This window comes from Pinisolibacter sp. DMC100 (assembly GCF_056313705.1).
In genome coordinates, this window is sequence record NZ_JBQUZT010000001.1 from 292,589 (window position 1) to 311,445 (window position 18,857).

Sequence of the window (18,857 nt, forward strand, 5' to 3'; positions counted from 1 at the left end):
TTTCCGCCCTCACCGCCGCGGGGCGAAGAGGTGGATGGCGAGCGCCAGGCCCTGCATCGTGGCGAAGACCGCCTGGAGGGCGACGACCGGATCGAGGAAGAACGATCCGGCGACGCCGCCGAGGAAGCCCGAGCCCATCTGCAGGAAGCCGAGGAGGGCCGAGGCCGAGCCGGCGATCTCCGGGAAGGGTGCCAGCACCCGCGTCGTCAGCGCCGGGATGACCAGCGCGACGGCGAAGGCATAGAGCCCGATCGGCGCCATCACCACCGCCCAGCCGGGCTCCAGCGGATGTTCGAGCAGCAGCGTCGCCGCGGCGCCGACGAAGGCGATGACGAGGCCCGGCGTCACCAGCCGTTCGGCGCCCATGTGGCCCATCAGGGCGCGGGCGGCGAGACCGCCGACGAAGTAGGACCCGGTCTGGGCGAGCATGCCCATGCCGAAGAGCGTCGGATCGAGCCCGACGCGGCCGATCAACACGAAGGGCAGCAGCGTGCCGAGCGCGTAGATCGAGCCGACCGACAGGCCGAGCGACAGGGCGGGCGTGAGAAAGCGGGCATCGCCGGCGAGCCGGACGTAGGCGGCGAGCATCCGGCTCGGTCGCACGAGATCGGCCTCGGGCGCGGTGTTGGTCTCCACCATGAAACGATGGACGACGACGAAGGCGGCGATGCCGAGCAGCAGCATGACGACGAAGATCGCCCGCCAGCCGGCGAGCTGCAGCACCACGCCGCCGATGGTCGGCGAGACCGCCGGGCCGATCGACAGAACGATGCCGATGGTCGCCAGTACGCGGGCGGATTCCTGGCCGGTGAAGAGATCGCGGACGATGGCGCGCGACACCGCCACGCCGACCGCGGCGCCGATGCCCTGCACCAGACGCGCGGCGATCAGGATCTCGACCGTCGGCGCGAAGACCGCCGCGAAGCCGCCGACGACGTAGAGCGCCAGGAAGACGAAGGCGATCGGCCGCCGGCCGAAGGCGTCGGAGAGCGGCCCGACCACGAGCTGGGTGAAGGCGAAGCCGGCGAAGTAGGCGGTCAGCGTCGCCTTGACCAGGCTCATGGTGGTGCCGAAGGCTGCGACCAGCGCCGGCATCGCCGGGGTGTAGAGCGCCATCGACATCGAGCCGAGGGCGGTCAACAGCGCGCCGATCACCGCCGCGCGGGTCGGCGTCATCGCCGCCGCCGGTCGCTCGGCCGGCGGAGGGAGAGTGGACGCGGGTTCGTTCACGAACGGCCCTCCGGCGCTTCGAGGGCGACGAGGGCGGCCCGCACCCGCACCAGCATGTCGCGCAGCTGCGGCACCTCTTCGGGCCGGAGCGCGTCGCTCGGTGCGGCGCGGACCGCGGCGCCGAGCGCCAGCAGGCGCGCGAGCGCGGGTGCCGCCGCCGCGGTCGGGACGACGTTCTTGGCGCGGCGGTCGTGGGCGTCGGGCCGGCGCTCGATCAGGCCGCGCTTCTCCAGCCGGTCGAGATGACCGGTCAGCGTCATCGGCTCGATGAAGAGCGCCTCGGCGAGCCGCGTCTGGCGCTCGCCCGGCCGCTCGACCACGGTCTTGAGGACGCGCAGCTCGGCGGCGCGCATGTCGACCTCGGTCGCCGCCCAGGCCTGTTCGAGGCGGCGCCAATAGAGGCGGGCCACGTCGGAAAAGAGCGTGCCGAGGGTTTCTTGTGACGGCGGGATCATGGGTCTCTCGATCTGTTCGCGGCCCATATGATATGTTTCCCTTATCAAATGTCGACCGTCATGCGCCTGTCGTCGCCGGATGGCAGACGATCGCGACGCGCAAGGCTCGGCCGGAGCGGGGCGATCGCGAGGCGTTCCGCCCGCTCGCGCTTGCGAAAAAGGCCCGAAAGGGTTAGAGACGGCGCAATCCGTGAAAGTCCCAAGAAACTCGAGACACGGGCGGCGCAGCATCTGCGGCCGGCCCGATACCGGCAGGCGTTCCCAATGAAGCTCCGCAACATCGCCATCATCGCGCACGTCGACCACGGCAAGACGACCCTGGTCGACGAGCTCCTCAAGCAGTCCGGCACCTATCGCGAGAACCAGAAGGTCGCCGAGCGCGTGATGGACTCCAACGAGCTCGAAAAGGAGCGCGGCATCACCATCCTGGCCAAGGCGACCTCGATCGTCTGGAAGGACGTACACATCAACATCGTCGACACCCCCGGCCACGCCGACTTCGGCGGCGAGGTGGAGCGCATCCTCAACATGGTGGACGGCGCCATCGTTCTGGTCGACGCCGCAGAGGGCCCGATGCCGCAGACCAAGTTCGTGGTCGGCAAGGCGCTGAAGGTCGGCCTGCGTCCGATCGTGGCGATCAACAAGGTCGACCGTCACGACGCCCGCGCCCAGGACGTGGTCAACGAGGTCTTCGATCTCTTCGCGGCGCTCGACGCGACCGAAGAGCAGCTCGACTTCCCGATCCTCTACGGTTCCGGCCGCTCGGGCTGGATGGCCTATTCGCCCGAAGGTCCGCAGACCGACGGCATGGCGCCGCTGCTCGACCTCGTGCTCGACCACGTGCCGGAGCCGACCGTCGAGGAAGGCCCCTTCCGCATGATCGGCACCATCCTCGAGGCCAACCCCTTCCTCGGCCGCATCATCACCGGCCGCATCTCGTCGGGCTCGGTCAAGCCGAACCAGACGATCAAGGTGCTGGCGCAGGACGGCTCGCTGCTCGAACAGGGCCGCGTCTCCAAGATCCTCGCCTTCCGCGGTCTCGAGCGCCAGCCGATCGAGCTCGGCGAGGCGGGCGACATCGTCGCCATCGCCGGCCTGCAGAAGGGCACCGTCGCCGACACGTTCTGCGATCTCTCGATCACCGAGGCGATGCACGCCCAGCCGATCGACCCGCCGACCGTCACCATGAGCTTCCTCGTCAACGACAGCCCGCTCGCCGGCACCGAGGGCGACAAGGTCACCAGCCGCGTCATCCGCGACCGCCTGATGAAGGAGGCCGAGGGCAACGTCGCGCTGAAGATCGAAGAGTCGGCCGACAAGGACTCGTTCTTCGTCTCCGGCCGCGGCGAACTGCAGCTGGCGGTGCTGATCGAGACCATGCGTCGCGAGGGCTTCGAGCTCGCCGTGTCGCGCCCCCGCGTCGTCATGAAGAAGGACGAGGCGACCGGCGAGACGCTCGAGCCGATCGAAGAGGTGCTGATCGACGTCGACGAGGAGTACTCGGGCGTCGTCGTGCAGAAGATGGCGGAGCGCAAGGCCGAGATGGCCGAGATGCGCCCGTCGGGCGGCAACCGCCTGCGTCTCGTCTTCTACGCGCCGACCCGCGGCCTGATCGGCTACCAGTCGGAACTGATGACCGACACCCGCGGCACGGCGATCATGAACCGCCTGTTCCACGAGTATGCGCCCCATCGTGGCGAGATCGCCGGCCGCCGCAACGGCGTGCTGATCTCCAACGACCAGGGTGAATCGGTCGCCTACGCCATGTGGAAACTCGAGGACCGCGGCCCGATGATGATCGAGCCGGGCACCAAGGTCTATCGCGGCATGATCATCGGCGAGCACACCCGCGAGAACGACCTCGAGATCAACGTCCTCAAGGGCAAGCAGCTGACCAACATCCGCGCCGCCGGCAAGGACGAGGCGGTCAAGCTGACCCCGCCGATCCGCATGACGCTGGAGCGCGCGCTCGCCTGGATCCAGGACGACGAGCTGATGGAAGTGACGCCGAAGTCGATCCGTCTGCGCAAGGTCTATCTCGACCCGAACGACCGCAAGCGCTTCGCCAAGGCGAGCGCCTGATCCGTTCGACATGTGACAATCGCGACGGCCGCGATCCGACACCGGGTCGCGGCCGTTGCCGTTTCCGGGCATCGACGCCGCGGAAATCCGCGGCCGGAGCGTGATCGGCGCGCAACTTGCTTCTTCGGAGGCATCGGTGGGAGCGACGGGGGAATCGTCGGCTTTCTACTGATTGCGAATGCTTTTCACATTCGTTACGGATAGATCTCCAGCCACGGGATGAAGCCCATGATCCCCAGCCACGACGTCTCCCTCCTCGCGTCCTCGCGCGAACTCCTGTCCCTCGGCCGCCTCGATCGCGGCTGGTCGGGTTGGGTCGCCGGTCTCGCGCCGACAGGGGGCAACACGACGATCTCGTGGAACGAGCTCGAGCGTCGTCTGCTCGAGATGGGGCTGGTCGAGGGCGCCCGGGTCGAGATCCTGCACGAGGGTCCGATCGGCGGCGATCCGATCGCCGTCCGGGTCGACGACACCACGGTGGCGCTGCGCCGCCGCGACGCGGCCGTGATCCTCGTCACCGCCGCCGAGTGAGCCCATGAATACCCATGTTCCCGAGATCGCCCTCGTCGGATGCCCGAACGCGGGCAAGACGGCGCTGTTCAACGCGCTGACCGGTTCGCGCCAGAAGGTCGCCAACTACGCCGGCGTCACCGTCGAGCGCAAGGAGGGCGGCTTCGTCACCCCCGGCGGGCGCACGGTGAAGGTGCTCGACCTGCCCGGCACCTACTCGCTTCGCGGCCGCAGCCCCGACGAGATGGTCACCCGCGACGTCGTCCTCGGCGCCCAGGCCGGCGAGGAGATCCCCGACGCCGTCGTCTGCGTCGCCGACGCCACCAACCTGCGCATCGTCCTGCGCCTCGTCATCGAGCTGATGAAGGTCGGCCGGCCGATGGTGCTGGCCCTCAACATGATGGATCAGGTCGAGAAACAGGGCGGCCGCGTCGACGTCGACCGGCTGTCGCAGGAACTCGGCATCCCGGTCGTGCCGATCGTCGCCATCCGCAAGGGCGGCATCGATCCGCTGCTCGCCGCGATCGACCGTCTCGCCCTCGACGGCCCCGATCCGCGGCCGCACGGCTGGCGCGAGCCCTCGGCCGAGGAGATCCGCGCGACCCATGCCACCGCCGCCCGCATCCTGCACGACTGCGCCTTCCATCCCGGCGACGAGAAGCTGACGCGCCGCCTCGACGCGGTGCTGCTGCACCCGGTCTTCGGCGTGATCGTGCTGCTCGCCGTGCTGTTCCTGATGTTCCAGGCGGTCTTCACCTGGGCGAAGCCGCCGATGGAGGCGATCCAGGGCGGCATCGCCTGGCTCGGCGCGGTGATCGGCGACGCGATGCCCGAAGGGCTGCTGAAGAGCCTGCTGGTCGACGGCATCATCGCCGGCGTCGGCGCGGTTCTGGTGTTCCTGCCGCAGATCGTCATCCTGTTCTTCTTCATCATCCTGCTCGAGGACTTCGGCTACATGGCGCGGGCGGCGTTCCTGATGGACCGCCTGATGGCCGGCACGGGTCTGCACGGGCGGGCCTTCATCCCGCTCCTCTCCTCCTTCGCCTGCGCCATTCCCGGCATCATGGCGGCGCGCGTCATCGAGAACCGGCGCGACCGCATCGCCACCATCCTGGTGGCGCCGCTGATGACCTGCTCGGCGCGTCTGCCGGTCTACACGCTGATCATCGCCGCCTTCGTGCCGGAGGACGCCGAGGTCTGGGGCTTCGGCCTGCAGGGCCTGACGATGTTCGCCCTCTTCGCCACCGGCATCGTCACCGCGCTCCTCGTCGCCTTCGTGCTGAAGAAGCTCGTCTGGCGGGAGGAGCCCGAGCCCTTCATCATGGAGCTGCCGGACTACAAGTGGCCGCAGCCGCGCAACGTGGCGATCGCGCTGTGGATCCGCGCCGGCGCCTTCCTGCGCCGCGCCGGCACCATCATCCTCGCCATCATGATCCTGATCTGGTTCCTGTCGACCTTCCCGGCGCCGCCCGAAGGCGCCGCGGGGCCGGCGATCGACTGGTCCTTCGCCGGTCGGCTGGGTCACTTCCTGGCGCCGATCTTCGCGCCGATCGGCTTCTCCTGGCAGATCGTCATCGCCCTGATCCCCGGCATGGCGGCCCGCGAGGTGGCGGTCGGCGCGCTCGGCACGCTCTACGCCCTGTCGGCGACCGGCGAGGAGGTGGGCGAGGCGCTGAAGCCGATCCTCGCCTCGCACTGGTCGCTCGCCACCGCGCTGTCGTTCCTGGCGTGGTACGTCTTCGCGCCGCAGTGCGCCTCGACCATCGCGGTGATCCGCCGCGAGACCGGCTCGTGGACATGGGCGGGCGTCCACTTCGCCTACATGTTCGTCCTTGCCTACGCGGCGTCCTTCGCCACCTATCGGATCGTGGAGGTCCTCACGCGATGAACGACACGATGATCGTCTACGGCGTGGTGCTGGGTGCCGCGCTCTACGTCGGCCTCAAGTACCTGCCCGCCGGCCTCAAGGCCCGCTTCGGCTTCGGCGGCGGGGGCAAGTCCTGCGCCTCGGGCTCGTGTTCGACCAAGCCCGACGGCGGCTGCGACGGCTGTCACTGACGGCAGGCCGTCGCCTCAGGCGGTGGTTCCCGCAAACCGCGGGTACATCCGCGCCGCGATCGGCGCGACGCGCTGCGTGCGCGAGAAGCTCATGATGCCGTCGCGCCGCGGCTCCAGCGGCCAGTCGCCCTCGACGACATAGGGTCCGCCGCCGCGCGACGCCTTCGACGAGTAGAGGACGAAGCGCTCCGGCGTCCACGCCGAGCCCGCGAACCCGCCGCGCAGCGCCAGCCATTCCGCCACGCCTTCGTGCGAGACGCCCTTGCAGCGGGCGATCGTCACGTGGGGGGTGAAACGACGCGGCTCGGGAGGGAGCCCGAGCCGTTGGCAGATGCGTTCGTGCTCACCCTGGAGCTCGATGAGCGGTGCACTCGGTGCCACCTTGGCGACCAGCGAATGGGGCTGGCGGCCGCCGAAGGCCATGACGCCCTCGATGCGGACCTCGAACCGTGACCGGCGGATGCGCGACATCTCCTCGGCGATCTCGTCGGCGAGCCGCTCGTCGACGTCGCCGATGAAGCGCAGGGTGACGTGGTAGTTCTCCACGTCGATCCACTTGGCGCCGTGCAGGCCGCCGCGCAGGAAGGACAGGGAGAGGCCGAGGCTTTCGGGGACTTCGAGGCCGGTGAAGAGGCGCGGCATGATCGGGTCCCCCGGTCGCACCCGGCGGACGTGGCACCGCCACGCCCGGATCGGGCCGGCATCGCACGGTCGAATCGCCGTCGCGACGCCTCGTGAGGAAATCGTAGCGAAGGACGGCTGCACATCAAGAAGGCGCGGGCGCCGGCATGCCTGCTCTGCGGGCAGTGTGGCCGAAAGGACTCGCCCCCCGCCCGCACGGAACCTGTCCCGCTCAGATCCGGAACCGCGCGATCACCGGAACATGGTCCGACGGCCGCTCCCAGCCGCGCGCCGCGCGCAGCACCTCGACGCCGGCGAGCCGGTCCTCGAAGTGGGGCGAGGCCCAGACGTGATCGAGGCGGCGGCCCTTGTCGGCGGCCGACCAGTCGCTCGCGCGGTAGCTCCACCAGGTGTAGAGCTTCTCCGGCACCGGGATCGCCCGGCGCATGACGTCGATCCAGGCGCCGCCCTCGCGGATCGCCTCGAAGGCCTCGGTCTCGACCGGCGTGTGGGAGACGACCTTGATGAGCGCCTTGTGCGACCAGACGTCGTCGACCAGGGGGGCGATGTTGAGATCGCCGACCACCACCGAGGGGGTCTCGGCCGCACCGCTGCCGAGCCAGGTCTTCAGCTCGTCGAGGAAGGCGAGCTTGTGGGCGAACTTGTCGTTGATCACCGGATCCGGCTCGTCGCCGCCGGCGGGCACGTAGAAGTCGTGCAGGCGGACCGGCAGGCCGGGCACGTCGAGCGTCACCGCGAGATGGCGGGCATCGCCCTTGGCGCAGAACTCGCGGCGCTCTTCCCGGGCGAAGGGGATCTTCGAGACGACGGCGACGCCGTGATAGCCCTTCTGGCCGTTCATCGCGACGTGCTCGTAGCCGAGCTTGCGGAAGGCCGCGGTCGGGAACGAGCCGTCCGGGCACTTGGTCTCCTGCAGGCAGAGCACGTCCGGGGCATGGGAGCCGAGGAACTGCTCGACGATCGGCAGGCGCAGGCGGACGGAATTGATGTTCCAGGTGGCGATGGAGAGCGTCGACGTCAAAGGTCACCTCGTCGGGCGGGGATCGCCCGACGGGTGCGGGGATCGATCGTCAGCGGATGATGGTGCGGTCGATGAAGAACATCTTCTGATCGACCGGCTGGTTGGCCGTGACGTTGTAGATCGCCACTGCCGTATCGTAGCCCTGCGCGTCGGTCACCGTCCACTGGCGCAGCTCGTTCGACTTGCGGTCGAAGACCATGGTGAGGCGGCCGTCGCCGAACACCGTCGACTGCTCCAGCACCACCGAGACCAGATCCGGCTCGAGGCTGACGCGGGTGACGCTCGCCTCCGAGGTCAGGTCGATGTGGTCGGCGAGCAGGAAGCGCAGCGGCGTCTTCGACAGCGGATAGAGGTCCTGCGTCGCCTGCTTGGTGTTGCGGACCACCACGTCGATGCCGTCGGCGATGATGTCGAGGTTCGACGGCTTGGCGTAGAGGAAGCGGATCTTGCCGGGCCGCGCCATGTGGAATTCGCCCTCGGCCTTGTCGCCGTCGGGGCCGAACTGCACGAACTCGCCGGTCATGGTGCGCACGGCGTTGAAGTACTTGTTGATCGCGCCGAGCGCCTCGCGCTGCTGCGGGGTCAGGCCCGAGGGCGCGACGCCGGCGCCGCCCTGCACCGGCTTGGCGGGCTTGGCCGCCGCGGCCTGCTGGGCCAGCGCCTGCGGCGCGAGGCCGACGACGAGACCGCCGAGGGCGAGGCCGAGGGCGACGCGGCGGGTGGGACGGTGGGTGAAGGGCATCGGGTGTCCTCGAAGACGGGTCCGGAGAGCGCCGGGGCTCGGCGCGCGAACGATTCGGGGGCCATGGTCGGCCACGACCATGGCGGAACTTCGGACGATCAGTCGACGTCGCCGCCGCCGACCAGGATGTCGCGCTTGCCGGCGTGGTTGGCGGCGCCGACCAGACCTTCCTTCTCCATCCGTTCGATCAGCGAGGCGGCCCGGTTGTAGCCGATCTGCAGACGCCGCTGGATGTAGGAGGTCGAGGCCTTGCGGTCGCGCAGCACCAGCGCCACGGCGCGATCGTAGAGATCGGCCGATTCCTCGAGACCGCCGACGTCGCCCTCCGGGCTCGCCTCGTCGTCCTCGGAGGTGATGGCGTCGAGATACTGCGGCGCGCCCTGGCGCTTGAGGTGGTGGACGATCTTCTCGACCTCGTCGTCCGAGACGAAGGGCCCGTGGACGCGCTGGATGCGACCGCCGCCGGCCATGAAGAGCATGTCGCCCTGGCCGAGCAGCTGTTCGGCACCCTGCTCGCCGAGAATGGTGCGGCTGTCGATCTTCGACGTCACCTGGAAGGAGATGCGGGTCGGGAAGTTGGCCTTGATCGTGCCGGTGATGACGTCGACCGAGGGGCGCTGCGTCGCCATCACGATGTGGATGCCGGCGGCACGTGCCATCTGGGCGAGACGCTGGATGGCGCCCTCGATCTCCTTGCCGGCGACCATCATCAGGTCGGCCATCTCGTCGACGACCACCACGATATAGGGCAGAGGCTCGAGCGCCAGCTCCTCCTGCTCGAAGATCGGTTCGCCGGTGGTGCGGTGGAAGCCCGTCTGCACCTCACGGGTCAGCACCTCGCCGCGCGCATTGGCCTCGGCGACGCGGGCGTTGAAGCCGTCGATGTTGCGCACGCCGAGCTTGGACATCTTGCGATAGCGCTCCTCCATCTCGCGCACCGTCCACTTCAGCGCCACGACCGCCTTCTTGGGGTCGGTGACGACGGGGGTGAGGAGATGGGGGATGTTGTCGTAGACCGACAGCTCGAGCATCTTCGGGTCGATCATGATCAGGCGGCACTGCTGCGGCGTCAGCCGGTAGAGCAGCGACACGATCATCGTGTTGATCGCCACCGACTTGCCCGAACCGGTGGTGCCGGCGACGAGCAGATGCGGCATGCGGGCGAGGTCGGCGATGACGCTCTCGCCGCCGATCGTCTTGCCGAGGCAGAAGGCGAGCTTGGCCTTGGTGCCCTCGAACTCGCGGGAGGCAAGGAGCTCGCGCAGGAACACCGTCTCGCGCCGCGCATTGGGCAGCTCGATGCCGATGACGTTGCGGCCCGGCACCACGGCGACGCGGGCCGAGACCGCGCTCATCGAGCGGGCGATGTCGTCGGCGAGACCGATGACGCGGGACGACTTCACACCCGGCGCGGGTTCCAGTTCGTAGAGGGTGACGACCGGGCCGGGGCGAACGTGATTGACTTCGCCCTTGATGCCGAAGTCGTCGAGCACGCCCTCGAGCATGCCGGCGTTCGATTCCAGCACGTCCTCGGTCAGCTCCTTGTCGGGGCCGAGGCGCTTGGGCTCGGTCAGGAGCGACAGCGGCGGGAACTGCCAGCCGTGGGCGGTCTCCACCACGTCGTCGCGCATGCCGACGTCGCGGGCGCCGGGGCGACCCGGGGTCGGCGGCTTGGCGGCCGGGGTGACGGCGACGCGGCGATCGATCACGGCGGCGGCAGGGCCGCGCAAGGGCGCGCCGACGGTCGGACGTTCGACGGGCGCGACCGGCGGCGGGGCGGCCGACGCGCGACGCAGGTCGGCCGGTTCCTCCTCGAAGGGCGGCTCCATCCAGTCGGCGGCATCCGCCTCGTGTTCCGGCTCCCATTCGTCGTGGGCGGCGGGACGCGGCGCCGGCGCGGCACGGCCGAAGCCGGGCTCGACCCGGCTCGGCTCGGCGCGGGTGCGCAGACCGACCGACGGGCGCGGCGGCTCGTCCCAGGAATCGTCTTCGTCGAAACGACGCGCCGGACGGCGGAAGCGGTCGAAGAAGCGAGCGAAGGAGAAGCCGTAGCGGCGGTTGTCGAGCGTGTGCGAACGCACGCCGATCAGCCGCATCAGATTGGCCCGGGCGACCAGCACGCCGTGATGGAGCATGGCGAGCGGCATCCAGCGGTCGACCGCCTCGTCGTCCCACTCGTCGTCGTCGTCCGGATCGGCGTCGGCGGCGATCCAGCCGAGCGCCTTGAGATCGGCCCAGGCGGCGAAGCCGACGAGGGCGACGCCGGTGACGAGATGGGCGATGTCGCCGCCGCCGAAGATCGCCAGCGGCAGCCGCACCAGCATGTCGCCGACGACGCCGCCGAGACCGATCGGCAACGGCCAGCCGGCACCGGTCGGCAGCGTGGCGAGGGCACCCGAAGCGGTCACCAGCGCCGCCGCCCACCAGCCGGCGAAGCGGCGGTCGAACCCGCCCTCGGCCGTGGTGACGAGGCGCCAGCCGACGACGATCAGCGGCGGCAGGGCGATGGCGGCCGAAAGGCCGAAGAGCTGCATGGCGAGATCGGCGAAGATCGCGCCCGAACGGCCGAGCGCATTGTGCGCCGTGGTGCCGGTGGCGTTGGAGAAGGACGGATCGGTCGCCGACCAGGTGGCGAGCGCCGCGGCGGCCGCGGCGACGGTGGCGAAGACCGCGAGACCGGCGGCGCCGCGCAGGTTGCGCGCCAGCGCATGGCGCATGTCGCCGCCTGGGGCGTAGCTGGGATGGGCCGAGCGGGTCGAGCGCATGAGCGTGGTCCTTCGAACGAGTTCAGCCGAGCGTTTCGACGATGCGGGCGAGCGCTTCTTCCGTCGGGGCGAGCGATTCGACCATGGCGATGCGCAGATAGGGATCGCCGGGGTTGGTTCCCTCGGCGCCGGTGGCCGACAGATAGCCGCCGGGAATGGTGCGCACGCCCGCCTCCCGCCACAGCCGTTCGGCCACGACCTCGCCGCCGCCGAGCGCGGCGACGTCGAGCCACAGGAAGAAGCCGCCGGGCGGGGTCTCGTAGCCCCAGCGCTTGCCGAGGATCCGCGTCGCCGCGGCGAACTTGGCGTCGTAGAGCCGGCGGTTTTCGGCGACATGGGCCTCGTCGGAGAAGGCCGCGACCGCGACCGCCTGGATCGGACCCGGCACCTGCGGCGCCGCCATGTTGCGGAACGCCACCCAGCGGGCGAGGAAGTCGGGATCGCCGGCGGCGAAGCCGCAGCGCAGGCCCGGCAGGTTGGAGCGCTTGGAGAGCGAGTTGAAGGCGACGACGCGGTCCAGCGAACCGGTCTCTTGCGCCGCCGCGAGCACGCCGTTGGGACGGCGACCCTCGCGGTAGATCTCGGAATAGCACTCGTCGGCGAAGAGCATGAAGCCGTGGCGACGGGCGAGCGCGATCGCCACCGCCCAGTCGGCGCGGCTCGCCACCGCGCCCTGCGGATTGGCCGGCGAGGCGTAGTAGAGCGCCACTGTGCGGGCGAGGAGGTCTTCGGGGAGCGCCGCGAGATCGGGCAGGAAGCCGGTCTCGGGGCCGGCATCGACCATCACCGCCTCGCAGCCGGCGGCGACCGCGCCGGCGGCATAGGCCTGATAGAACGGGTTCGGCAGCAGGATCGCCGGGCGGTCCGACGTGCCGGTCCAGCGCCGGCGCGCCTCGAGGGCGGCGTAGAACAGGCCTTCGCGCGAGCCGTTGAGCGGCAGGATGCCGCGATCGACGTCGACCGTTCCGGTCGAAAGGCCGAAACGGGCGGCGAGCCAGTCGGCGACGGTGCGGCGGAAGGCGTCGGTGCCCTTGATCGCGGGATAGCGTCCGAAGCCGTCGATCTCGCGCGCCAGCACCGGCGCGACGAAGGACGGCACCGCATGGCGCGGTTCGCCGACCGTGAGGTTGATCGGCGCCCGGCCGGGGGCGTGAGGGGCGAGCAGATCGTTCAGCCGCTGGAACGGCGAGACGAAGGCGTCGGTCGAGGCTCGGGCTTTGTCGGGGGTCATGGTCTTCCGTGCGATCGCGATTCGCCCCGAGCCTAGCCTTCGACGGTTAAACGGCTGTTAACCAAGCCGATCCATGGCGACGGTTCCGCGGGACGGCGGGCGCGAAAAGAACAAGCCCCGGAGGGCGGAACCCTCCGGGGCTTCTTCTCGTCGGATCCGGGGATCGGCGCGGGGGAAGCCGCGCCGATCGATCGGGATCAGTTGTAGGCGCGCTCGCCGTGGGCCGAGATGTCGAGACCCTCGCGCTCCGCCTGCTCGGTGACGCGCAGACCGATCACCAGCTTGATGATCATCAGCGAGACGAGCGAGACGACGGCGGTCCAGACGATGCAGACCGCGACGGCCTTGGCCTGGGTGACCAGCTGGCCGGAGATGGTGTACTCGCCGACACCGAAGCCACCCAGCGACGGGGCCGCGACGATGGCGGTGCCGAGCGCACCGATGATGCCGCCGACGCCATGGACGCCGAAGACGTCGAGGCTGTCGTCGTAGCCGAGGAGCGGCTTCAGCCACACCACGGCGGCGAGGCAGACCACGCCGGCGACGGCGCCGAGGACGATGGCGCCACCCGCACCGGCGAGGCCGGCGGCCGGGGTGATGGCGACGAGGCCGGCGACGGCACCCGAGACGCCGCCGAGCAGCGAGGCGTGGCCGCGGGTCAGATACTCGACGAACATCCAGCCCAGAGCCGCGGCGGCGGTGGCGACGGTGGTGTTGAGGACCGCCTGGGCGGTCAGGCCGTTGGCCTCGAGGTTGGAGCCGGCGTTGAAGCCGAACCAGCCGACCCACAGGAGGCAGGCGCCGATCATGGTCAGGACGAGGTTGTGCGGCGCCATGTTGTCCTTGTTGAAGCCGATGCGCGGCCCCAGGACGATGGCGGCGACGAGACCCGCGACACCGGCGTTGATGTGCACGACGGTGCCGCCGGCGAAGTCGAGCGCGCCCCAGCCGAACAGCAGACCCGAGGGAGCGTCGGCGGCCGACGGGCCACCCCACCACCACACCATGTGGGCCATGGGCAGGTAGGAGAAGGTGAACCACAGGACGAGGAAGACCAGGATCGCCGAGAACTTGATGCGCTCGGCAATGGCGCCGATGATCAGCGCCGGGGTGATGGCGGCGAAGGTCAGCTGGAAGATGACGAAGGTCATTTCCGGAATGACGACGCCCTTGGTGAAGGTCTCGACCACCGAGTCCGGCGTGATGCCGGCGAGGAAGAGCTTGTCGAGCGTGCCGATGAACGGCGTCAGGGCGGTGACCTCCTCGGCCTTGCCGGCGCCGGTGAAGGCGAGCGAATAGCCGTAGACGACCCAGAGGATCGAGATCAGCGAGAAGCCGATGAAGGTCTGGGTGAGGACCGACAGCACGTTCTTGGAGCGGACGAGGCCGCCGTAGAAGAGCGCCAGGCCCGGGATCGTCATCATGATCACCAGGATGGTGGAAATCAGCATCCAGGCGGTGTCGCCCTTGTTGGGCACCGGAGCGGCGGCAGCGGCGGCGGCGGCCGGGGCGGCGGCATCCTGCGCGTGCGCCAGAACGGTCGTCAGCGCGAGGGCGCCGAGGGTGAGGGCGGCGGTCTTGGCGACGCTCAGGCCCCGATCGAGGGTACGTTCGATGTTCATGCGTTCAGCTCCTATCCGGGCTCAGAGCGCTTCGGTGTCGGTTTCGCCGGTGCGGATGCGCACGGCCTGGTCGATGCCGTAGACGAAGATCTTGCCGTCGCCGATCTGGCCGGTCTTGGCGGCGGACGAGATCGCCGCGACGACCTTCTCGACCTGGTCGGAGTTGACCGCGATCTCGATCTTGATCTTCGGCAGGAAGCTCACGGCGTATTCGGTGCCGCGATAGATCTCGGTGTGACCCTTCTGTCGGCCGTAGCCCTTGACTTCGGTGACGGTCAGTCCCTGCACGCCGATCGCGGTGAGGGCGTCGCGCACCTCGTCCAGCTTGAACGGCTTGATGATGGCCACTACGAACTTCATGTGGTGGATCCCGTTTCCCTATGCCCGACCGGAAGGGTCGGAGCCGACTACAGAACGGTTCGGGCGGGTGAAGGCCCGGCCGATGCCGACGCCATGGCTTTCAAGTCTCGTGCCAACTGCCCGAGAGCGGCCGAATCCCGCAGAAATCAACGATTCGGCAACACCTGTGGCGCGCCGTTCGCCGCCCCTGACGGTGCGGTGCAGCGGAGTCTGATGAATTATTGAGCAGGGCCAGGGAAAAAGCGGCCGAATCGCGGCGAATCACGCCTCGAGCGTGCTCGAGAAATGGGCGCCTGCTCGTTCGCGCGACGTTTCCGCCGGAAAACCATGGGATTTCCGCGGTCCGGCGTTTCCCCGGCGGGCAGAATGACTCGGTTTGGGGCAGATCAGCCGGGCGTGCCGGCGGTGCGCGGCGTGGTCTGCCGCATCAGGCCTTCCTGGGCGGCGGAGACGACGAGGCGGCCGTCGCGGGTCCACAGCGAGCCGCGGCAGAAGCCGCGGGCTCCGCCCGAGAACGGGCTGTCCTGATCGTAGAGCAGCCAGTCGTCGGCGCGGAACGGCGCGTGGAACCACATGGCGTGGTCGAGGCTGGCGAGCTGCAGCGAGCGATCGAACACCGAGCGGCCGTGGGCGAAGAGCGCGGTGTCGAACAGCGTCATGTCCGAGGCATAGGCGAGGACGGCCGCGTGGATCGCCGGATCGTCGGGCAGCGGCCCGGTGGTGCGCACCCAAACCTGCTGGCGCGGCGGCAGCGGCCGGTCCGAGAGATAATGGGTGACGTCGGTCGGCCTGAGTTCGATCGGCCGTTCGCGCCGCCAATAGGCCTGGACGTTCTCCGGCGCGCCGGCGAGCATGCGTTCGCGCAGTTCCTTCTCGCCCGGCAGGCTCTCCGGATCGGGCGCCTCGGGCATGGCCACGGAGTGGGTGAGTGCGTCGGTCTCGGCCTGATGGAACGACGCGATCATCGCGAAGATCGTCGCGCCGTGCTGGATCGCCTCGACCCGCCGCGTGGTGAAGGAGCCGCCGTCGCGGACACGCTCGACCCGATAGACGATCGGGATGGTCGGGTCGCCGGGGCGGATGAAGTAGCCGTGCAGCGAATGCACCGACCGGCGCGAGACGGTGCGGATCGCCGCCACCAGCGCCTGACCGATGACCTGGCCGCCGAAGACGCGCTGCCAGCCGACCTGCGGGCTGCGACCGCGGAAGAGGTCGAGTTCGAGGGTCTCGAGGTCGAGAATGTCGAGGAGACCGGCGACGGCGTCGTTCATCTGCGTGGGATCCTGCCCGATGCGGAAGGGTGATGACGCAAGCGTTGGCATCCGCCGGACGGTGCGTCAAGCACCGCTCGGAATGGCGGCGATGCGGGAGGCGTGGTCGAAACGCCTCGGCCGCGCTATGTCGAGTGCAACGACGGTCGGTGGGAGGACGAGGGATGGCGCTCGAGTTCGATTGTCTCGTGGCGGGCGGCGGCCACGTCGGCATCACCACCGCGCTGGCGATGAAGCGGGACGATCCGCGCATGCGGGTGACCCTGGTCGATCCGACCCCGGCGACGGGCGGCGCGGTCGACGGACGCGCCTCGGCGATCGCCGCGGCGGGACGGCGGCTCTTCGAACATCTCGGCGCCTGGTCGGCGATGGCGGACGCCGCCCAGCCGATCCGCGACATGGTGATCACCGACAGCCGCCTCGACGACGCGATCCGGCCGGTGTTCCTGACCTTCGGCGGCACGCTCGACGGCGGCGAGCCCTTCGCCCACATGATCGACAACGCGGCGATGGTGGCGGCGCTGCTCGCGGCGGCGCGGGCGGCGGGCATCGAGATCCTGATGCCGGAACGGGTGGTCGGCTATGCCGACGAAGGGTCCGCGATCGCGGTCGAACTCGGATCGGGCCGGACCGTGCGGACGGGCCTTCTGGTCGCCGCCGACGGCGCCCGCTCGCGCCTGCGCGATCTCGCCGGCATCGGCACCGTCCACACCGAGCGCGGCCGTTCGGGCATCGTGCTGACGGTCGTCCACGAGCGGCCGCACGAGGGGCGGGCCTGGGAGCATTTCCTGCCGGCCGGCCCCTTCGCGATCCTACCGCTCACCGACGACGCCGAGGGACGGCATCGCTCGTCGCTGGTGTGGACCGAGGCGACCGAGACCGCGGCGCGGCTGGTCGAGGGCGACGACTTCATGCTCCGTGCCGAGCTGGAACGCCGTTTCGGCCGCGAGCTCGGCACGGTCGCACCGCTCGGGCGCGCCCGCGCCTTCCCGCTCGGCCTGACGCTGGCACGCGACTGGGTGCGGCCACGCTTCGCGCTGGTCGGCGATGCCGCCCATGCGATCCCGCCGGTCGCCGGCCAGGGCCTCAACATCGGCCTGCGCGACGCGGCGGTGCTGGCCGAGGTGGTGGTCGACGCGCGACGCCTGGGTCTCGATCCCGGCCGCATCGACGTGCTCGAGACCTATGCGCGACGCCGCCGCTTCGACGCGGTCGAGATGGGGGCGACGAGCGAGATCCTCGACCGGCTCTTCGCCATCGATCTGCCGCCGATCCGGGCGCTGCGCGACGTAGGTCTCGGCCTGGTCGACCGCATGGGCGTGCTCAAGGATCGCTTCGTCCGCGAGGCGGCAGGCATCGTCGGCGACGTCCCGCGATCGATGCGCGGCGAGCGGCACTGACGCCGGCACCGGAAGGGCTTCGATGAACGGAAGCTGAATTGCACCCTCAGAACGGGTTCAGGGGCGGCGTGACAGAGTGCGATCGTTCTCGAAGGGCAAGGCCGATGCCGACCCCTTCGGGCCCACGATCGAGCCCCGGAGGCCGTCATGCATTCGATCATCCGCAAGTCGCTGCTGGCGATCGTCACGGTCGCTTCCGTCATCGGTTCCGGTGCCGTCGCGCCGGCCGCCGCCCAAGGCTGGGGCGGTTGGGATCGCGGCGGCTGGCATCGCGGTGGTTGGGACCGCGGTGGCTGGGATCGCGGATGGGGCGGACCCCGTCATCATCGCCACCACTGGTACCGCGAGCGGTGCTGGATCGAGTATCGCCCGGTGCGCGTCTTCACCCCCTGGGGCCCGCGCTGGGAACAGTCCCGAGTCCGCATCTGCCGCTGACCGGAGCCATCGCCGGAGGGAGCCGCACTGACCGGCGGCTCCGTCGAAAGACGAGCGAAACACACGGCATTTCGGGTCGACCGGATCGATCCGGCGTGTCAGACTTCCACCGTCGGCCGACGTTCGGCCGACCAAGGGCGGATCGATCCGTTCACGCGGATCGCCGTCGAATACGGGGCGGGCCGGAACGTTCGTCCCGTCGTCGGGCACGTCGGACCAACCGGCGCGCCGAACCTCCGGGAGGGGTTCATGTCGTTCCTGTCGAAAGCCACCACCTTCGGTTTCCTCGCCACCCTGGCGATCGGAGCCGCCGTCACCTCGGTCACGCCGGCCGCCGCCCAGCCCTGGGGCGAGCCGGGTTGGCGCCGTCCGCCGCCGCACCGTCACTGGGCGCCGCCGCCGCCGCGCCGCTGCTGGGTCGAGGAGCGCCGCGTGCGCGTCATGACCCCCTGGGGCCCGCGCTGGGAGCGCCGTACGGTTCGCGTCTGCCGCTGATCGAACGGCACGCATCGTGATCATGACGAACGGCGCCCCTCGGGGCGCCGTTCCTCGTTTCCGGATCGGACCGATCGCCACGGGCGATCATTGCCGCGACGGCTGGATCAGGCGGAGATGTGCCGCCTCCTCGGCGATCGGATCGGGCATCGAGGCATGGCGCGAGCGGGTCTCGACCACCCGGCGCAGGCGGCTCCAGGCGCGCGCCCTCCCCTCGGCGCCGATCGCGGCGAGCAACTCGCGCCCGGCACCGCGGCCGCGCCGGTCGGGATGGACGAAGATCGTCTCGAGCAGGCCGGTCTCGAGGCCGCTCAGGCAATCGGTCAGGGTGTGGACGACGGCGAAGCCGACCAGTTCGCCGTCGATGCGGGCGCCGAAGAGGCGGATGCGCGGATCGGCGAGAAGACGCTCGGCCCAGTAGCGATCCGGACGCGGCGGAGAACCGCCGTTGGTCTCCTGGACATGAGCGGCGATCAGCGCGGCCAGCGCGCCGGCATGGTTGGACGACAGACGCAGGACGTCGGGGCTCGTCATCGCG

Annotated in this window: 18 protein-coding genes; 7 read left to right on the forward strand and 11 right to left on the reverse strand. The window is 70.0% G+C overall.

All coding sequences use genetic code 11. From position 1 onward, the window contains the following. Positions 1–9: 9 nt before the first annotated feature. Both ACT541_RS01445 and ACT541_RS01450 read right to left on the reverse strand, forming a co-directional pair. The gene (locus ACT541_RS01445) at positions 10–1,230 is read right to left on the reverse strand and encodes a multidrug effflux MFS transporter (RefSeq protein ID WP_476133713.1); all 1,221 of its coding nucleotides are present in this window, start codon (positions 1,228–1,230) and stop codon (positions 10–12) included. Next, the gene (locus tag ACT541_RS01450; RefSeq protein ID WP_476133714.1) at positions 1,227–1,685 is read right to left on the reverse strand and encodes a MarR family winged helix-turn-helix transcriptional regulator; all 459 of its coding nucleotides are present in this window, start codon (positions 1,683–1,685) and stop codon (positions 1,227–1,229) included. The genes ACT541_RS01445 and ACT541_RS01450 overlap by 4 nt, the downstream gene beginning before the upstream one ends. Before the next feature lie 264 nt (positions 1,686–1,949). On the opposite strand from ACT541_RS01450, the gene typA reads away from it, so the two are divergent. The 4 genes from typA to ACT541_RS01470 all read left to right on the forward strand — a co-directional run bounded on the left by typA (position 1,950) and on the right by ACT541_RS01470 (position 6,335). Further along, complete coding sequence (gene typA / locus ACT541_RS01455) at positions 1,950–3,767, forward strand: translational GTPase TypA (RefSeq protein WP_476133716.1); 1,818 nt, start codon at positions 1,950–1,952, stop codon at positions 3,765–3,767. Positions 3,768–3,995: 228 nt separating this feature from the next. Beyond that, the gene (locus tag ACT541_RS01460) at positions 3,996–4,298 is read left to right on the forward strand and encodes a FeoA family protein (RefSeq protein WP_476133718.1); all 303 of its coding nucleotides are present in this window, start codon (positions 3,996–3,998) and stop codon (positions 4,296–4,298) included. A 4-nt stretch (positions 4,299–4,302) separates the two neighbouring features. Beyond that, positions 4,303–6,165: a ferrous iron transport protein B gene (feoB, locus tag ACT541_RS01465; protein ID WP_476133720.1), complete on the forward strand. Its 1,863-nt coding sequence runs from the start codon at positions 4,303–4,305 to the stop codon at positions 6,163–6,165. Then, positions 6,162–6,335 carry a hypothetical protein gene (locus ACT541_RS01470; RefSeq protein WP_476133721.1) on the forward strand — a complete coding sequence of 58 codons (174 nt, stop codon included), beginning with the start codon at positions 6,162–6,164 and terminating at the stop codon, positions 6,333–6,335. Before feoB ends, ACT541_RS01470 begins: the two co-directional genes overlap by 4 nt. A 15-nt stretch (positions 6,336–6,350) precedes the next feature. Here the strand turns inward: ACT541_RS01470 and thpR are convergent, their stop codons facing one another. From thpR to tesB, 8 genes are all read right to left on the reverse strand, one after another. Next, positions 6,351–6,977: an RNA 2',3'-cyclic phosphodiesterase gene (thpR, locus tag ACT541_RS01475; protein WP_476133723.1), complete on the reverse strand. Its 627-nt coding sequence runs from the start codon at positions 6,975–6,977 to the stop codon at positions 6,351–6,353. A gap of 211 nt (positions 6,978–7,188) precedes the next feature. Next, the gene (locus ACT541_RS01480) at positions 7,189–7,998 is read right to left on the reverse strand and encodes an exodeoxyribonuclease III (RefSeq protein WP_476133725.1); all 810 of its coding nucleotides are present in this window, start codon (positions 7,996–7,998) and stop codon (positions 7,189–7,191) included. A gap of 49 nt (positions 7,999–8,047) precedes the next feature. Further along, positions 8,048–8,740, reverse strand: coding sequence for an outer-membrane lipoprotein carrier protein LolA (locus ACT541_RS01485; RefSeq protein WP_476133726.1), 693 nt, complete (start codon positions 8,738–8,740; stop codon positions 8,048–8,050). Positions 8,741–8,838: 98 nt separating this feature from the next. Then, the gene (locus ACT541_RS01490) at positions 8,839–11,505 is read right to left on the reverse strand and encodes an FtsK/SpoIIIE family DNA translocase (RefSeq protein WP_476133727.1); all 2,667 of its coding nucleotides are present in this window, start codon (positions 11,503–11,505) and stop codon (positions 8,839–8,841) included. Positions 11,506–11,527: 22 nt separating this feature from the next. Then, positions 11,528–12,736, reverse strand: a complete 1,209-nt coding sequence (locus ACT541_RS01495) for an aminotransferase class I/II-fold pyridoxal phosphate-dependent enzyme (protein ID WP_476133729.1) — start codon at positions 12,734–12,736, stop codon at positions 11,528–11,530. A 197-nt stretch (positions 12,737–12,933) separates the two neighbouring features. Then, complete coding sequence (locus ACT541_RS01500) at positions 12,934–14,358, reverse strand: ammonium transporter (RefSeq protein WP_476133730.1); 1,425 nt, start codon at positions 14,356–14,358, stop codon at positions 12,934–12,936. Between the two features lie 21 nt (positions 14,359–14,379). Continuing rightward, positions 14,380–14,718, reverse strand: a complete 339-nt coding sequence (locus tag ACT541_RS01505) for a P-II family nitrogen regulator (RefSeq protein ID WP_476133732.1) — start codon at positions 14,716–14,718, stop codon at positions 14,380–14,382. Between the two features lie 386 nt (positions 14,719–15,104). After that, on the reverse strand, positions 15,105–15,989 hold the full coding sequence (gene tesB, locus ACT541_RS01510; protein WP_476133733.1) for an acyl-CoA thioesterase II: 885 nt from the start codon (positions 15,987–15,989) through the stop codon (positions 15,105–15,107). A gap of 164 nt (positions 15,990–16,153) precedes the next feature. On the opposite strand from tesB, the gene ACT541_RS01515 reads away from it, so the two are divergent. The 3 genes from ACT541_RS01515 (at position 16,154) to ACT541_RS01525 (ending at position 18,319) form a co-directional block, all read left to right on the forward strand. Beyond that, positions 16,154–17,389 (forward strand): FAD-dependent monooxygenase, encoded by a 1,236-nt coding sequence (locus tag ACT541_RS01515; RefSeq protein ID WP_476133734.1) that lies wholly within the window; start codon positions 16,154–16,156, stop codon positions 17,387–17,389. 147 nt (positions 17,390–17,536) lie between these two features. Beyond that, complete coding sequence (locus ACT541_RS01520; RefSeq protein ID WP_476133736.1) at positions 17,537–17,824, forward strand: sulfur globule protein precursor; 288 nt, start codon at positions 17,537–17,539, stop codon at positions 17,822–17,824. A gap of 249 nt (positions 17,825–18,073) precedes the next feature. Continuing rightward, a complete protein-coding gene (locus ACT541_RS01525) occupies positions 18,074–18,319 on the forward strand; it encodes a hypothetical protein (protein WP_476133737.1) in 246 nt (81 codons plus the stop codon). Between the two features lie 87 nt (positions 18,320–18,406). On the opposite strand, the gene ACT541_RS01530 is transcribed toward ACT541_RS01525, so the two are convergent. After that, positions 18,407–18,853, reverse strand: coding sequence for a GNAT family N-acetyltransferase (locus ACT541_RS01530; RefSeq protein WP_476133738.1), 447 nt, complete (start codon positions 18,851–18,853; stop codon positions 18,407–18,409). Positions 18,854–18,857: the final 4 nt, after the last annotated feature.

What these genes read in the sequence shown, in the direction of transcription:
- ACT541_RS01450 (WP_476133714.1), bottom strand. Translation starts at nt 1,685, where the DNA reads ATGATCCCGCCGTCACAAGAAACCCTCGGCACGCTCTTTTCCGACGTG.
- typA (WP_476133716.1), top strand. Translation starts at nt 1,950, where the DNA reads ATGAAGCTCCGCAACATCGCCATCATCGCGCACGTCGACCACGGCAAG.
- ACT541_RS01460 (WP_476133718.1), top strand. Translation starts at nt 3,996, where the DNA reads ATGATCCCCAGCCACGACGTCTCCCTCCTCGCGTCCTCGCGCGAACTC.
- feoB (WP_476133720.1), top strand. Translation starts at nt 4,303, where the DNA reads ATGAATACCCATGTTCCCGAGATCGCCCTCGTCGGATGCCCGAACGCG.
- ACT541_RS01470 (WP_476133721.1), top strand. Translation starts at nt 6,162, where the DNA reads ATGAACGACACGATGATCGTCTACGGCGTGGTGCTGGGTGCCGCGCTC.
- thpR (WP_476133723.1), bottom strand. Translation starts at nt 6,977, where the DNA reads ATGCCGCGCCTCTTCACCGGCCTCGAAGTCCCCGAAAGCCTCGGCCTC.
- ACT541_RS01485 (WP_476133726.1), bottom strand. Translation starts at nt 8,740, where the DNA reads ATGCCCTTCACCCACCGTCCCACCCGCCGCGTCGCCCTCGGCCTCGCC.
- ACT541_RS01490 (WP_476133727.1), bottom strand. Translation starts at nt 11,505, where the DNA reads ATGCGCTCGACCCGCTCGGCCCATCCCAGCTACGCCCCAGGCGGCGAC.
- ACT541_RS01495 (WP_476133729.1), bottom strand. Translation starts at nt 12,736, where the DNA reads ATGACCCCCGACAAAGCCCGAGCCTCGACCGACGCCTTCGTCTCGCCG.
- ACT541_RS01500 (WP_476133730.1), bottom strand. Translation starts at nt 14,358, where the DNA reads ATGAACATCGAACGTACCCTCGATCGGGGCCTGAGCGTCGCCAAGACC.
- ACT541_RS01505 (WP_476133732.1), bottom strand. Translation starts at nt 14,718, where the DNA reads ATGAAGTTCGTAGTGGCCATCATCAAGCCGTTCAAGCTGGACGAGGTG.
- tesB (WP_476133733.1), bottom strand. Translation starts at nt 15,989, where the DNA reads ATGAACGACGCCGTCGCCGGTCTCCTCGACATTCTCGACCTCGAGACC.
- ACT541_RS01515 (WP_476133734.1), top strand. Translation starts at nt 16,154, where the DNA reads ATGGCGCTCGAGTTCGATTGTCTCGTGGCGGGCGGCGGCCACGTCGGC.
- ACT541_RS01520 (WP_476133736.1), top strand. Translation starts at nt 17,537, where the DNA reads ATGCATTCGATCATCCGCAAGTCGCTGCTGGCGATCGTCACGGTCGCT.
- ACT541_RS01525 (WP_476133737.1), top strand. Translation starts at nt 18,074, where the DNA reads ATGTCGTTCCTGTCGAAAGCCACCACCTTCGGTTTCCTCGCCACCCTG.
- ACT541_RS01530 (WP_476133738.1), bottom strand. Translation starts at nt 18,853, where the DNA reads ATGACGAGCCCCGACGTCCTGCGTCTGTCGTCCAACCATGCCGGCGCG.